The organism is Massilia sp. CCM 8734 (genome assembly GCF_011682155.1).
GTDB lineage: Bacteria > Pseudomonadota > Gammaproteobacteria > Burkholderiales > Burkholderiaceae_D > Telluria_A > Telluria_A rubra.
This window is the reverse complement of the sequence record NZ_WHJI01000004.1, coordinates 231,755-245,699: the sequence shown is the minus strand read 5'-3', so window position 1 is coordinate 245,699 and position 13,945 is coordinate 231,755. Positions and strand designations below refer to the sequence as shown.

The 13,945-nt window shown below is 65.8% G+C and carries 11 protein-coding genes; 4 read left to right on the top strand and 7 right to left on the bottom strand.

Translation table 11 applies throughout. From position 1 onward, the window contains the following. Window positions 1-10 precede the first annotated feature (10 nt). The 7 genes from F2P46_RS06235 to F2P46_RS06205 form a co-directional block, all read right to left on the bottom strand. Window positions 11-733 (bottom strand): PEP-CTERM sorting domain-containing protein, encoded by a 723-nt coding sequence (locus F2P46_RS06235; RefSeq protein ID WP_166886270.1) that lies wholly within the window; start codon window positions 731-733, stop codon window positions 11-13. Between the two features lie 608 nt (window positions 734-1,341). Further along, on the bottom strand, window positions 1,342-1,566 hold the full coding sequence (locus tag F2P46_RS06230) for a hypothetical protein (RefSeq protein ID WP_166886268.1): 225 nt from the start codon (window positions 1,564-1,566) through the stop codon (window positions 1,342-1,344). A 98-nt stretch (window positions 1,567-1,664) separates the two neighbouring features. Then, window positions 1,665-2,363 carry a hypothetical protein gene (locus F2P46_RS06225; RefSeq protein WP_166886265.1) on the bottom strand — a complete coding sequence of 233 codons (699 nt, stop codon included), beginning with the start codon at window positions 2,361-2,363 and terminating at the stop codon, window positions 1,665-1,667. Window positions 2,364-2,401: 38 nt separating this feature from the next. Next, window positions 2,402-2,821: a hypothetical protein gene (locus F2P46_RS06220; protein ID WP_166886261.1), complete on the bottom strand. Its 420-nt coding sequence runs from the start codon at window positions 2,819-2,821 to the stop codon at window positions 2,402-2,404. Beyond that, window positions 2,814-4,133, bottom strand: a complete 1,320-nt coding sequence (locus tag F2P46_RS06215; protein ID WP_166886258.1) for a phosphatase PAP2/dual specificity phosphatase family protein — start codon at window positions 4,131-4,133, stop codon at window positions 2,814-2,816. The genes F2P46_RS06220 and F2P46_RS06215 overlap by 8 nt, the downstream gene beginning before the upstream one ends. Then, window positions 4,134-5,912 carry a bifunctional alpha/beta hydrolase/class I SAM-dependent methyltransferase gene (locus F2P46_RS06210; RefSeq protein ID WP_166886255.1) on the bottom strand — a complete coding sequence of 593 codons (1,779 nt, stop codon included), beginning with the start codon at window positions 5,910-5,912 and terminating at the stop codon, window positions 4,134-4,136. It lies immediately after the preceding gene. A gap of 46 nt (window positions 5,913-5,958) precedes the next feature. Next, window positions 5,959-6,558, bottom strand: coding sequence for a CDP-alcohol phosphatidyltransferase family protein (locus tag F2P46_RS06205; RefSeq protein ID WP_166886252.1), 600 nt, complete (start codon window positions 6,556-6,558; stop codon window positions 5,959-5,961). Window positions 6,559-6,880: 322 nt separating this feature from the next. Between F2P46_RS06205 and F2P46_RS06200 the strand changes: the two genes are divergently transcribed. From F2P46_RS06200 to F2P46_RS06185, 4 genes are all read left to right on the top strand, one after another. Beyond that, on the top strand, window positions 6,881-7,402 hold the full coding sequence (locus F2P46_RS06200; protein ID WP_166886249.1) for a hypothetical protein: 522 nt from the start codon (window positions 6,881-6,883) through the stop codon (window positions 7,400-7,402). Further along, window positions 7,399-9,036 carry a GMC family oxidoreductase gene (locus tag F2P46_RS06195; protein ID WP_166886246.1) on the top strand — a complete coding sequence of 546 codons (1,638 nt, stop codon included), beginning with the start codon at window positions 7,399-7,401 and terminating at the stop codon, window positions 9,034-9,036. Before F2P46_RS06200 ends, F2P46_RS06195 begins: the two co-directional genes overlap by 4 nt. Then, complete coding sequence (locus tag F2P46_RS06190) at window positions 9,033-9,983, top strand: triacylglycerol lipase (protein WP_166886244.1); 951 nt, start codon at window positions 9,033-9,035, stop codon at window positions 9,981-9,983. The genes F2P46_RS06195 and F2P46_RS06190 overlap by 4 nt, the downstream gene beginning before the upstream one ends. A 270-nt stretch (window positions 9,984-10,253) precedes the next feature. Then, window positions 10,254-13,937, top strand: a complete 3,684-nt coding sequence (locus F2P46_RS06185) for an EAL domain-containing protein (RefSeq protein ID WP_166886241.1) — start codon at window positions 10,254-10,256, stop codon at window positions 13,935-13,937. Window positions 13,938-13,945: the final 8 nt, after the last annotated feature.

The window sequence follows — 13,945 nt, the reverse complement described above, 5'->3', positions numbered from 1 at the left end:
GGGCAGCTGCTTAACGCCGTGCAGCCGCTTGGCGACGCGCCATGGCACCCAATGCCAGCAAGCCGACGGCGAACATGGCGTAGGTCGACGGTTCCGGCACCGGGGACGTCACGACGGGGGCCAGCGAGGTGATCATCGCGCCGCTGTTGAGATAAACGCCGTCCGACATGCGGAACCAGCTGTAAGTGACGAAGGCCGAGTTGAATGCAGGCAGCGACAGCGATCCGGGAATGGATTGGCTGGAAAGGGCATTGCCGGAAGGGTCGTACAAGGAAACAGACATGGCGCGACCCTGCGTCTTGTCCTGTGTATATTCGGCAGTTTGCGCGGCAAACATATCGCCACGCCAGGATGCTTCGGTATTGCCCACCGAGATAGACGAGAAGTAGGGATTGGTGCTGGTGAAGGTATACGCGGGCCGCTCGAATGTGATCGTTCCCAGGACCGGGTGCTGCGGCCCCTCGTAGATCAGGGTGGACTCGGGTGAAATTGGCATCCACTGCATGAGGGGAGACAGCGGCGTGGAGGCATCGAAGGAAAATTGTCCGTGCACCATGTCGCCGTAGGCAATATCCACGCCGGACAGTGCGCTCGACGTGACATCGGTCGCGACTTTGCCATCATATTCGGTCATCCACGTTACTTTGGCGGTGAAATCGAAGGTGAGTACCTGGGCGTTGGCGTTTCCCATCGCAAACGCGGTGGCGAGGAGGGTACTGGTGAAAATCTTCATGCTTATCCAAAAAGTTGATTAATTGAAATTGACAGGTTAATCATTTTAGTGTTCCTGTGTCAATGAAATTCTGGCATCGTGGTGCGCAAAGGCTTGCCGCAGTCGGACATGCCTTGATATCGAACGAGTACCTTACTGAACTGTCCAGCGACGCAGGCGTGCCGCAAGCGTTCGCCTACGCGCAGATCAGAATAGCCGCGCAGCTTGCCGTCAAGTTTCAGTGTGAATTGACAGCGCATGGTCAGCAAAATCTGCCGGGACGGCGCTGCGAGGCGCACATGCCTGGCTGATATTTCCGCCGCACACTTCAACCCGCCTCCGTAGGTGGCAGGATCTTTTTCAACTTGAATGTCGTCCGGAGCGGCTAAGTAAGTGTGCAGAAATTATTGTGATTTATAGCGAACAGAAGCGGATGCCTTGCAAGGCATCCGCCGCGACGCAGTGCTAGCGGTGGGCAACGCAGCAAGGCGCCGCTTATGGAAGCTGGAAATGACAAGAATTTATGCGCACTTACGTATACTTCGAGGACGTTGAGTTCGCCCGCAGATGGGTATTGGGTCATGACGGTGCCGACTCGATCGGCCGGCGCGCCCGTTTCCCCTTGGAGTTCAGCTTTCCTCCGCCAGTTTCACCGCATGCAGCCGCTCGGCGATTGTCGGACCAAGGTAGGGCCTCGCATTTCCGCACATCCAGCAGCTGCAGAGGGTGGCGGTATGCAGCAGTATCCCGAGGCGGCGCGGATCGGCACGGTTATCGATGCCTGTATAAAAACGGCGTGCCAACTTGAGGCGAGCGGCATGATGAGGCCGCAGCGCGCGTGACAGATCTTTCATGAATTTCTCCATTCACCCCGGCGGCACGATTGCCGCCGGGGATAGTTATGGAGTAACTCGTCCAATGGTAAATTTTCATCTTCTTCCTGTCGGCGATACTAAAACACGTCGAACGGTTCTCTGCGCCCGGCGTAGATGTGGCCCATGGCGCGCCGTTCGCGCCCGACGATGGTGTCCACAAAGTGGGCCGGTTTTTTCATCTTCTTGAAGCTGGAGAAGCCACGATCGAGGAACTGGTGCAGCTCGCTCACGCCGGCCAGTTTGGCCGGCCCGCGCATCACTGACAGGGTCAGCGACAAGAGCGGAATGCGCACCAGCGAGCACAGGGAGTCGCCCAGTTGCTGCACCAGGTCGAGCTGGCGCGCGCGATCTTCCGGCGCGCTGGCGCTGCGGTAGGCCATCAGGTAGGCCGCTTCATCGACCTCGGCGCCGAGCACGCGCGCCATGCCGGTATCGAGCTTTTCGGTCAGCGCATCGAGCGCGATGGCGCCGGTGATGGTGTGCAGCGATTCGAGCGGCAGCAGTCGTTGCAGGCTGGGCACGATGCGTTCGAGGTCGGCTTCGCGCTGGCCCAGGTCGTGGGCGCCGTAGATATCGTTAAGAAAGAACGCGGCCGCCTCGCGCGTGTCGGGCGCGGCCAGCAGGTCCGGGTGGGTGGCCGCCAGGCGCGCCGCCTGGTAGCGCTTGACGGCCGTGCGCGCCGCCTGCAGCGCCGGATCGCGGCGCGCCGCCTCGCGCTCGGCGGCAAGCGCGCGCAGATGGCGTTCCAGTTCGATGACCAGCGTGTCTTTGTTCATGTTTCTTGCACCGGAAACAGGCAGGGGAAGTCCGTACACTACCCCAAAAACAGCACGGCGGCCAGCAGCAGGGCCTGCGCCAACACCAGTCCGATTTGCCACAGCAGGAAGCGGAGCGCGCCTTGCCAGCGCTGCGCCAGGGTGCGCTGCGGCAATGGCGTGCTGCGGCCCATGCAGGCGCCCAGGGCGGCGTCGAAGGCGGCCTCGTGCCCGGGGTCGCGCGCCAGCACGGCGAACAGGTCGGCGTCGAGCGCGGCGCGCCAGGCGAAGTATTTCTCGGCCAGGCCGAGCAATAAAGCCAGCGCCGGCGCCACCGGACTTGAGGAACCGAGCAGCGCGCACACCACGCCCAGCGCCAGCAGCAGGGACGAGGCGTGGTCGATCGGCGCGCCCACGCGCAGGAAGGACGCCATCACGCCGGCGGCCGTGGCTTGCTCGCGCAGGATTGGCTCAGCCATGGGCGCGCGTTTCCAGCAGCGTCAGTTGGGCCTGGTTCAGCACCACCTGGGGGCGCGCCTGGCGCAGCATGGCCAGCGCCTGCGCGGCGTCGGCCGCCAGGCCGCGGCGCAGCAGCCAGCCGGCGATCACCAGCGCGCTGCGCGAGTAACCGAGGGCGCAGTGCACCAGCACCGGTCCGTGCGCGCGCAGGCGCTCGAGGGCGTCGATGGCGGCGTCGAGCTGGGCCCGCGAGGGCGCGCGCAGGTCGAGCATCGGCACGCTCTCGTAATGCGCGCGCTTGTGCGGCGCGGCGTGGAATTCGGCGGTCAGGTCGAGCACCGCCATGCCGGCCAGCGCCTCGCGCCCGGGCACGCGCCCGATCCAGACGCCCGGCGCCACTTCGGCGCGCGCGGCAATCGCGCGCGTGAACCAGCGCGACGAGGTCCAGGCACCCATCTGGTAGGGCAGCAGCAGGGTGCGCGCGGCCCAGCTGGTGCGCCCGCCGTGTTTCTGGAACACACTGACGCCGAAGTGGCTGTAGGCCAGCGCCACCAGCAGCAAGGCGGTGCCGGGCCATGTCAGCAGCCAGGCCCAGCCGCCCAGCAGCGCCGCCGCCGCCCACAGGAGCGCGCCGCCAAGGCCGTAGAACAGCGCCAGCGGCTTGCCGCGTGCGCTCGGGACTTCGGCGCGCCGCCAGCCGTGCGGCGCGTCGGGAAACACGTAGACGCAGGCCACCGCCACCAGCAGGCCGCCGACGATGTCGATCGCGTGGTGCTGGAAGGTGGTCAGGACCGAAACGCCGATCAGGAAGAACCAGATGTGCAGCAGCCACCGCGCCAGAGCGCGCAAGTGGCGCGCGTACACCAGCCACAGCACGACCAGCAGGCTGATATGCAGCGAGGGCGCCTGGTTGAACGGCTTGTCGAAGCCGGCCAGCGCGGTAAACAGCGCGCCGTTAAAGCCGGCGGTCTCGGGCCGGTCGAAGGAAAAGCGCAGCGGGAACAGGAAAAAGAAGAGTACCGAGACGCAGGTGGCCATCAAGAGGCGCTTGGCGTGGGTGTCGAGCTCGGTCTTGGTGACGCACATGAACAGCGAGACGGCATAAAAGGCGTCGATCGACATGTACGGCAGGATGGTCCAGTCCCAGAACGGGATATGCCGTTCCCATTCGAAGGCCAGGCTGCCTACGTGCGGCAGGCTGGCGCTCCACCAGTTGGCCAGCCCGTAGGTGAGGAAGAAGAAGGGGCCGAGGAAGGCCAGCCAGGCGCAGGCGCGGCGCCATGGCCGCCCGGCTGCCTTTGGTGCGTCCAGCGGCGTCGCGAGCGCCTCCATTTAACGCACGGCCGCGCCGGTGCGGCGTGCCAGCGAAACGGTGAAAATGCCCCATTCGTCGGTGAACTGGTCGATTTTCTCGAAGCCGGCGTCGGCCACCAGCTGGTCCATCTCGCCCTGGGTGCGGCGGCGCATGACCCAGGCCTGGCCCTGGCGGTGGCTGGTCAGCGAGCGCGCGATCAGTTCGAGCTGCGGATGCCACGGCTGGCCGGTGTAGACCAGGTAGCCGCCTTGCTCGACCGCTTCGGCCAGGCCCGCCAGCGAAGCGCGGATCAGGGCGTTGTCGGGGAACAGTTCGTACAGGCCCGACACCACCGCCAGGGTCGGGCGCGGGGTGAGCGTGGCCAGCGAGGCGCGGTCAAAAGCGTCGCCGAGCACGAAGCGCGCGCGCCCGGCCAGGCCCATCGATTCGATCAGGCGCGAACCGCCATCGACATTGAGCTGGCTGTAGTCGCGCAGCAGGATCTGCTCGACCCGTTGCTGTTGCGGCGCCAGCGCTTCCAGGATGTAGCGGCCGTGGCCGGCGGCGATGTCGACGATGCGCACCGGCGTAGCCGCCGCTTCCAGGCGCGTGATGGCGCTGGCGATCAGGCGTTCCAGGTGGGTCTTGCGCACGCGGATGCCGCGCCAGCCGACGCTGTCGAGGTAAATCCGGTCGACCAGGGTGCCCAGCAGGGGCACGCCGGTGGCCTTGTTGCGGTATACATAGTCGAGCGTGGTGCCGGAGTCGAAGCCGGTGTCGGCGCCGATGCGCAAGCCTTGCGAGAGCTTGGCGCCAACCCCGATCCAGAAGCGCGACATGGCCCAGTAGGCGCTGGCGGCGGCCGAGGACGGCGGCAGGCTGATGCGGTCGAATTCGGCCTTGGTCAAGCCGTGCTTGTCGGCGTCCAGCAGGCTCGGCACGGAGGCCGGCGCGGCGAACTGGCGCACGATGAAGGCGCGCGCCAGGTCGACCGCCTTGGCCCGGTCGAGTTCGCCCAAGGTGTCGTGATAAAAGCCGTCGAGCACGTGCTTTTCCTTGACCGGGCTGCCCAGGCGATCGAAAAAGGCGTGCTGCGGACCGTGATGCACCACCCAGTCGGCGCCGGAGATCAGCAACTGGGTCGGCACCGTGATGGCGCCGGCGTCGGCCACCACGCGCTCGCCCGTGTCGTACAGGCCGAGCAGGATGTTGACGGCGATCGGGCGGGTGATCAGCGGGTCGGCGTTGTAGGAGGCGATGCGGGCCGGATCGTGGGTCAGGAACTTGGCCTTGACGTAGGAATTGACAAAGAACTTGCCGCGCAAGGCTTGCATGAGTTTTAAGCCGGGGCGCGCCAGCGGCACGTACAGCTTGACCTTGAAGGCGGGCGAAGCGAGCACCAGGGCGCGGATCGCCGGCGCGTAGTCGTGCACCCAGGCCGACGCCACCACCGCGCCCACGCTTTGCGCAATCACCGCCAGCTCGGCCGGGGCGATGGCGTAGGTGGCGCCGATGTGGGCGATGAAGGCGTCCATGTCCTTGACCAGGGTGGCCATGCTCTCGGCGTAGCCGCGTTCGCCGCTTGATCGGCCCAGGCCGCGCGCATCCCAGGCGAAGAAGGCAAAGTCGGGCAGTTTCAGCTCGTCGACCAGGTGCGCCACGCGGCCCCCGTGTTCATGCCCCCGGTGAAACAGCACGACGGCGCGCTGGCCGCTCGTTGCCGCGCCGGGCCAGTAGCGGTAAAACAGGCGCGTACCATCGAAGCTGTCGAAGCCGCATTCCTGGCATGTGCGTTGCGTGTTGTTGTCAGTGGTCATCGGTCAAGATCCTGAGGGTGAGGGAGCGTGTAGTGGAGGAGGTCGGTCAGGCCGCGCCGGCGGCGGCGCGCCGCGCGCGGTTCCAGCAAGTGAGCGCCAGCAAGACCAACAGGAGGATCAGCACCGGATTGAGGTAAGGCAAGACCGGCACGCCGAAGCCGATCAACAGGCCCAGCAGGCCGAAGAGGAAGGCGCGGTCGCTTTTGCCGGACGGGCCGTCGTAACGCCGTCCGGCGCCGGTCACTTGTCCCATGACGCCGACAAATTCGGTCAGGGCCGACAGGTACACGACCGCGTACACCAGTTGCGGGCTGACCCCGGCCAGCGTGGCGAACGGCACCAGCAGGGCGGCGTCGGCGATCAGGTCGCCCACTTCATTGAGCACGGCGCCCAGTTTGCTCTGTTGCCCGTGCTCGCGCGCCAGCATGCCGTCGACCGCGTTCAGGGCCATGCGCGCGAACATGAACAGCGGCAGCAGCAGATAGGGCAGGGTCGAGGCGGCCAACAACATCCACGCGCCGTACGCCACCGAGGCCAGCATGGCCGCCACAGTGACCATATTGGCCGTGACGGCGCGGCGGAACAGCCAGGTGGTGAACGGGCGCAGGAGAGCCTGGAAGCGTGGCTTGAGATCGTATATCGTCATCGTCGGGCAAGAAAAGTAGCGGGTAAAGTGGGTGAAAAGAGGAACGCGCGCGCAGGCGCGGATCGATGGCGCCCGGGTTCGACCGCAGCGCCTGTCCTGATGAATCCGGCGAAAAAACAGATTCTCTATAGTAATACATTCTATTATTACACGAAATTACGGTTCCTCAAAGTAATAAAACATAGTAATAACTATACGTTTAAAGTTAACCCGGGCGCATCCTTGTACCAGAAACTACTAGATGGATGACTCTAGTTTGTGCGATTTCGCGCACCCCGCTTTGGCGTACACTAGCCCAAAAAATAGTATGGAAAACAACGACATGGAGACAAAACGCAGAACCTTCCTCAAGGTCGGCGCCCTTTCGGCGCTGGCCCTGGCGGCGGGCGGCGGGATTTACCGTTACACCCACCCTTCGCCGCTGGGGCGCTTCGCGCTCGACGGCGAAGCGAAGGCGGTCATCGACGCCATCGTGCCGGCCATGCTGGCCGGGGCCTTGCCGGCCGATCCGGGCGCGCGCGGCGCGGCCGTGGCGGCCACCACCGCGCGCGTACACCAGGCCATTCTTGGCTTGCCGCTGGCGGCGCAAAAGGAAGTCCAGGACTTGTTCGGCTTGCTGTCGCTGGCGCCCGCGCGGCGCCTGCTGGCGGGCGTCTCGGGCGGCTGGGCCGGGGCCAGCGTCGAGCAGGTCGCCGTGTTCCTGCACGACTGGCGCTTTCACCGCCTCGGCATGCTGCAAAGCGCCTACCACGCGCTGCACGACCTGATTATCGGCTCCTGGTATGCCGATCCGTCGAGCTGGGCCGCGATTGGCTATCCCGGACCGATGAAGGAGCTGGCATGAGCGCCGCATCTCCCGTGATTCCTGACCCGGTCCAGGCCGGCATTGCCGCCGGCTGGAAGGTGATCGACGGCGCCGCCCTGCAAGCGGACCGTGTCATCGAGGCCGATGTCGTCATTATCGGCAGCGGCGCCGGCGGCGGCGTTTCCGCCGAAATCCTGACGCTGGCCGGCCTGAAGGTGATCATCGTGGAAGAGGGCGCGCTCAAGTCCTCGAGCGACTTCAAGATGCGCGAAGCGCACGCCTATCCGGCCCTGTACCAGGAGTCGGCCGCGCGCAAGACGCGCGACAAGGCGATCAACATCCTGCAGGGCCGCACCGTGGGCGGCTCGACCACCGTCAACTGGACGTCGAGCTTTCGCACGCCGGATGCGACCCTGGCCTACTGGCAGAAAAACTTCGGCCTGTCGACCTACACCGGCGCGGCGCTGGCCCCGTGGTTCGCGATGATGGAAGCGCGCCTGTCGATCGGCGCCTGGCCAACTCCGCCCAACGAAAACAACGACTTGCTGCGGCGCGGCGCCGAACGGCTCGGCATTTCCTCGGGCGCGATCAAGCGCAACGTCAAAGGCTGCTGGAACCTCGGCTACTGCGGCATGGGCTGCCCCACCAACGCCAAGCAGTCGATGCTGGTGACGACAATTCCGTCGGCGCTCAGCCACGGCGCCACCCTGGTCACGCATGCGCGCGCCCAGCGGCTGGTCTTCAAAGGCGACGCGGTCGAGCACCTGCTGTGCGAGGCCCTGGGCGCGGACGGTATGGCCGCCAGCGGGCGCACACTCACCTTGCGCGCCAGGCACTTCATCGTGGCCGGCGGGGCGATCAACTCGCCGGCGCTGCTGCTGCGTTCACGCGCCCCCGATCCGCATGGCCTGCTGGGGCGGCGCACCTTTCTGCACCCGACCGTGATCTCGGCGGCGATTTTCGCGCAGCGCGTGGACGGCTTCGCCGGCGCGCCGCAGACCATCTATTCCGACCATTTTTTGCAGAATGGCCCGATCGACGGCCCGATCGGCTACAAGCTCGAAGCGCCGCCCCTGCATCCCTTGCTGCTCTCGACCACCATGGCCGGCTACGGCCAGGCGCACGCCGACACCATGCGCCAGTTCCCGCACGTGCATGGCTTGCTGGCGCTGCTGCGCGACGGCTTCCATGACGAGTCGCCCGGCGGCAGCGTGGGCCTCACCCGAGAGGGCGCCGCGCTGCTCGACTACCCGCTCGGCGACTTTTTGTGGGACGGCGTGCGGCGCGCCTTTTTGTCGATGGCCGAAATCCAGTTCGCCGCCGGCGCCGCCAGCGTGCAGCCGGTGCATGAACTGGCCGCGCGCTACACCAGCTGGGAGGCCGCCAAAAAAGGCATCGGCGCGCTGCCGCTCAAGGAGCACATCACGCGCGTGGTGTCGGCCCACGTGATGGGCGGCTGCACCATGAGCGACGATGAGCGGCGCGGCGTGGTCGGGGCCAATGGCCGCTACCACGGGGTGAGTAACCTGTCGGTGCATGACGGTTCGCTGTTCCCGACCGCCATCGGCGCCAATCCGCAACTGTCGGTGTACGGCATCACGGCGCGCCTGGCGAGCGAGCTGGCGCAGGCGCTGACCGGGCGAGCGACCGCGCCCCTGGCGCCGGCGGCATGAGCGCGCGCGCCATGCTGCGCTGGGTGCTGCTGGCGCAATTGGCGCTGGCCGGCGCCATCGCGTATGGCGCGCTGCGCTACGGCGCGCTGGCTTCAACCTGGCTGGCCCTGGCCTGCGGCCTGGCCTGCGTGCTGCTGGCCCGGATGCTGCTCACGGCGAATAACTTCAGGGCCACGGCGCGCTTTTCCAGCGCGACCCCGGCGCCGTTCAGGATCGGCGCGGGGGCCATGCTGCGCCTGTTTGCCGAAGAATTCATCGCGACCCTGACGCATTCCTCGTGGTTCATGGCGCACGCGCTGGCGCACCAGCGCATCCACGCGGGCAGCACGGCGCCGCCGCTGCTGCTGCTGCACGGGTACGGCTGCAACAGCGGCTACTGGGCCCACCTGGTGCGCGAGCTGGATGCGGCGCGCATCAGCCACGCCACGCTCGACCTGGAACCGATGCTGGCCGGGATCGACGACTTCGTGCCGGCGGTGCGGCGCGCCGTCGAGGCCCTGTGCGCCGCCAGCGGCGCGCCGTGCGTCGTCATCGTCGGCCACAGCATGGGCGGGCTGGTGGCGCGCGCGTATCTGCGCGCCCATGGCAGCGCCCATGTGGCGCATGTATTTACCATCGGTACGCCGCACCACGGCACCAGCCTGGCCAGCAAGGGCCCCGGCCTGAACGCGGTCCAGATGCAGTATGACGAGGGCGGCGACGCCCCCGCCGGCGCCTGGCTGCGCCAACTGGCCGCCAGCGAAAGCGCGCACACGCGCGCCCTGATCACTTCGATCTTCACCCATCACGACAACATCGTCGCGCCGCAAACGTCGAGCGTGCTCGAAGGCGCCCACAATATCGCATTCGGCGGCGTCGGCCACGTGGCGCTGGGCCGCAACCGGCGCGTGCTGGCGCGCCTGATGCAGGAAATTGCCAAGCTGTCCACACACCAGGATAATCTTTAGCAACACCTGCTGGACCCGTGATACATTCATTGGGAAATTGATTGTCATGGACAATCCGATTTCTTCTTGTGATTATTGGTGAGATTATTGTCTGGTCAGCATGGCCGAAGCGGGTTTTGTCGCCGAATAGCGACTGCTTTGGTCCCTGTCCCGTTGATTGCGTCGTGCGCAATTGCGTTTCTGCGCATGGATGTGTCAGGATGCAACGGACGAGTTCAGAATGCGATTCCACCAGTTGCACGAGTACAGGCATAACCCAGGAGCGCAACAGTGTCCGCACGCATCCTCATAATCGAAGACAACGCCACCAACATGGAGTTGATGGTGTACCTGCTGAAGGCATTCGGCTATACCCCATTGACGGCGTACGACGGCGTGAGCGGCGTCGACACCGCCCGGGAGACGCTGCCCGACCTGATCATCTGCGATGTGCACCTGCCCAAGCTGGACGGCTATGGCGTGGTGGCGGCGCTCAAGGGCGATGCCGCGCTGGCCGTGATCCCGGTGCTGGCGGTGACCGCGCTGGCCATGGTGGGCGACCGCGAACGCCTGCTCGACGCCGGCTTCGACGGCTACATCGGCAAACCGATCGAGCCCGATACCTTCGTGGCCCAGCTGGAGAGCTTCTTGCCGTTGCAGGCGCCGTCCGCGCTGGTCAACAGTGTCGAGGAAAGCGTGGCCGTGCCGACCGCCGCGCCGGCGGGGGAGGGCCGCGCCGACAAGCAGGCCACCATCCTGATCGTCGACGACCATGTACTGAACCGCGAATTCTTGATGACCCTGCTCGGCTACGGCGGCCACCGCCTGGTGGAAGCGGCCAACGGCGTCGAAGGCCTGAAGATGGTGCACGCCGAGCGGCCCGACCTGGTCATCTCGGACATCCTCATGCCGAACATGGATGGCTACGAATTCGTCACGCGCCTGCACAGCGATCCGGCCACGGCCGACCTGCCGGTGATCTTCTACACCGCCACCTACCGCGAACGCGAAGCGAACAAGATGGCGCAGGCCTGCGGGGTGCAATGGGTGCTGCCGAAACCGTCCGACCCGGATGTGATCCTGCGCACCGTGCACGAGGCGCTCGGGATCACCGACCCGGTCATGCTGCCGTCGTTCACGGCGCCGCCGGCCGAGCCGAGCCGTATGTTCTCGATCGATAACACGGTGGCCGAATACCTGGTCGAAGTCGAGTCGAGCAGCAGCCAGGTACTCTCTCGCATCGCCAGCCACGGCCTGCCCGAGCCCTCGTACGACCTGTCGCAGATGACCGACCGGCTCTCGAGTTCCTTATCGAGCCTGCAGGCGGTGAGCCTGCGCCTGACGGCCCTGATCGAACTCGGGATCGAACTCGGGGCCGAGCGCGATCCGACCGCGCTGCTGGCCATCGGCTGCCGCGTGGCGCAGAACATCTGCGTCTCCAAATACGCCTGCATCGGCGTGCTCGATGAAGGCGCCGATGAACTGAGCTACTTTTCCTCGTGCGGCGAAAACCGCCAGGCGCGCGTGGTGGCGGCCACCCCGCGCGCCGGGGTGCTGGCCAAACTGCTCGACGACAAAATCCCGGTGCGCATGGACGGCATCGACGGCGACCCGCGCTCGGTCGGCCTGCCGCAGGGCCACCCGGCCGTGCATTCCTTCCTCGGCGTGCCGATCGCCTCGCGCGAGCGCGTGCACGGCTGGCTGTACCTGGTCGACAAACTCGGCGCCGACGGCTTTTCGGAAGTCGACGAACGCGTTGCGGTGACGGTCAGCGCGCAGATCGCGGTGGCCTACGAAAACCTGCTGCTGTACGAAGAGATCAAGCGCCATCACTCGCAGCTGACGGCCGACATGACGGCGCGGATTCGCCTCGACGAAGACTTGCGGCGCTTTCGCACGGCGATGGACGCCACCGCCGACGCGATTTTCCTGATCGACCGCTCGGGCATGGCGTTTGTCGACGTCAACGCCACCGCCTGCCGCATGCTCGGTTTTTTTCGCGACGACTTCCTGGCGCTGTCGGCGCCGGCCCGGCCGGGCGAGGACGAGAACGACAAGCTGCGCCTGAAAGAGCTGTACGACAAGCTGCTCTCGGGCGACCAGTCGGGCGCCATGGCCGAACTGCTCCTGCAGCGCAAGGATGGCTCGCCGCTGTCGGTCGAAGTGCAGCGCCGCACCTTGCGCTCCGGTTCGAGCTGGATCCTGGTGGCGGTGGCGCGCGATATCACCGAGCGCAAGGAATCCGAACTGCGCCTGCTCAAACTGGCCCACTTCGACACCCTGACCGGGCTGCCCAATCGCAGCCAGTTCTATTCGTCGCTCACGCGCGCGCTGGAACAGGCCGGTGAACACCGCTGGGCGGTGGGCGTGCTGTTTCTCGACGTGGACCGCTTCAAGACCGTCAACGACACGCTCGGCCATCCGATCGGCGACGAGTTGCTGCGCCAGTTCGCCGGCCGCCTGGTCGACTGCCTGCGCGTGCGCGACACCATCGGCCGCTTCGGCGGCGACGAATTCGCCGCCATCCTGATGCTGCCGGAAGGGCCGCAGACGGCGATCGCCGTGGTCGACAAGATCCGCGAAACCTTGCGCCGCCCGTTCGACCTGGAAGGGCACGAAGTGACCGTCACGGCCAGCATCGGCATCACCGTCTACCCGGACGATGGGCTCGACGCCGACACCCTGATCAAGTACGCCGACACGGCCATGTACCGCGCCAAGGAAGCCGGGCGCGATGCGTTCCGCTTTTTCACGGCCGAGATGAACGCGCAGTCGCTGGCCCGGCTGGACCTGGAAAACGCGCTGCGGCGTGCCATCGACCATGGCGAATTCGTGCTGTACTACCAGCCCAAGGTGCATATCGGGTCGGGCCGCATCAGCGGCGCCGAAGCGCTGATCCGCTGGAAGCGGCCGGGTCATGGCATGGTGTCCCCGGGCCTGTTCATCCCGATCCTGGAAGAGACGGGCCTGATCGTGCGGGTCGGCACCTGGGTGCTCAATGAAGCGTGCCGCAAGATCAGCGACTGGGGCAAGAGCAAGATCGGGCCGGTGCACCTGTCGGTGAACGTTTCGGGCATCCAGTTTTTCGTCGGCGGCCTGGAACAGGAAGTGCTCAACGCGATCAAGGTGCACGACATCGCGCCCGAACTGCTGGAGCTCGAACTGACCGAAAGTTCGCTCATGTCGAACGCGGAAGACACGATTACCGTGCTGCGCAACCTGAAGGCGCTCGGCATCCAGATTTCGATCGACGATTTCGGCACCGGCTATTCGAGCCTGGCGTACCTGAAGCGCTTCCCGATCGACAAGCTGAAGATCGACATCGCGTTCGTGCGCGAAGTGACCAGCAACCCGGACGACGCGGCCATCGTGCTGGCCATCATCAACATGGCGCACAGCCTGAAGCTGCAGGTGATCGCCGAAGGCGTGGAAAAGGATGCGCAACTGGCCTACCTGCGCCGCCACGGCTGCGACGAGATGCAGGGCTACTACTTCAGCCGCCCGCTGCCGGAAGAAGAATTCGAACAGATGCTCGGCGAAGGCAAGTACCTGATGCCGCCGCTCGACGAGTCGCTGCTGAACCAGCAAACCCTGCTCATCGTCGACGACGACGCTTTCATGCTCGACGTGCTGTCGGACTTCCTGGCGCAGGACGGCTACCGCATCCTGACCGCCCAGACGGCGGCCGAAGGCTTCGATATCCTGGCGCGCCACAAGGTGCAGGTGATCCTGTGCGACCAGTGCATGCCGCTCATGAGCGGGACCGAATTCATGGAGCGGGTCAAGAACCTGTGCCCGGATACCTTCCGCATCATGCTGTCGGCGTATTCGGACCTCACGCCCATCATGGCGGCGATTAACCACGGGGCGATCGACCGCTTTTACACCAAGCCGTGGAAGGGCGCTGTCCTGCGCGAGAATATCCGAGAGGGCTTCCGCCTGCATCGCCAGATGCACGGGCGCCAGGCGGCCTAGCGGCGCGC

What these genes read in the sequence shown, in the direction of transcription:
- F2P46_RS06235 (WP_166886270.1), bottom strand. Translation starts at nt 733, where the DNA reads ATGAAGATTTTCACCAGTACCCTCCTCGCCACCGCGTTTGCGATGGGA.
- F2P46_RS06225 (WP_166886265.1), bottom strand. Translation starts at nt 2,363, where the DNA reads ATGAACAAAGACACGCTGGTCATCGAACTGGAACGCCATCTGCGCGCG.
- F2P46_RS06200 (WP_166886249.1), top strand. Translation starts at nt 6,881, where the DNA reads ATGGAGACAAAACGCAGAACCTTCCTCAAGGTCGGCGCCCTTTCGGCG.
- F2P46_RS06230 (WP_166886268.1), bottom strand. Translation starts at nt 1,566, where the DNA reads ATGAAAGATCTGTCACGCGCGCTGCGGCCTCATCATGCCGCTCGCCTC.
- F2P46_RS06190 (WP_166886244.1), top strand. Translation starts at nt 9,033, where the DNA reads ATGAGCGCGCGCGCCATGCTGCGCTGGGTGCTGCTGGCGCAATTGGCG.
- F2P46_RS06210 (WP_166886255.1), bottom strand. Translation starts at nt 5,912, where the DNA reads ATGACCACTGACAACAACACGCAACGCACATGCCAGGAATGCGGCTTC.
- F2P46_RS06215 (WP_166886258.1), bottom strand. Translation starts at nt 4,133, where the DNA reads ATGGAGGCGCTCGCGACGCCGCTGGACGCACCAAAGGCAGCCGGGCGG.
- F2P46_RS06220 (WP_166886261.1), bottom strand. Translation starts at nt 2,821, where the DNA reads ATGGCTGAGCCAATCCTGCGCGAGCAAGCCACGGCCGCCGGCGTGATG.
- F2P46_RS06195 (WP_166886246.1), top strand. Translation starts at nt 7,399, where the DNA reads ATGAGCGCCGCATCTCCCGTGATTCCTGACCCGGTCCAGGCCGGCATT.
- F2P46_RS06205 (WP_166886252.1), bottom strand. Translation starts at nt 6,558, where the DNA reads ATGACGATATACGATCTCAAGCCACGCTTCCAGGCTCTCCTGCGCCCG.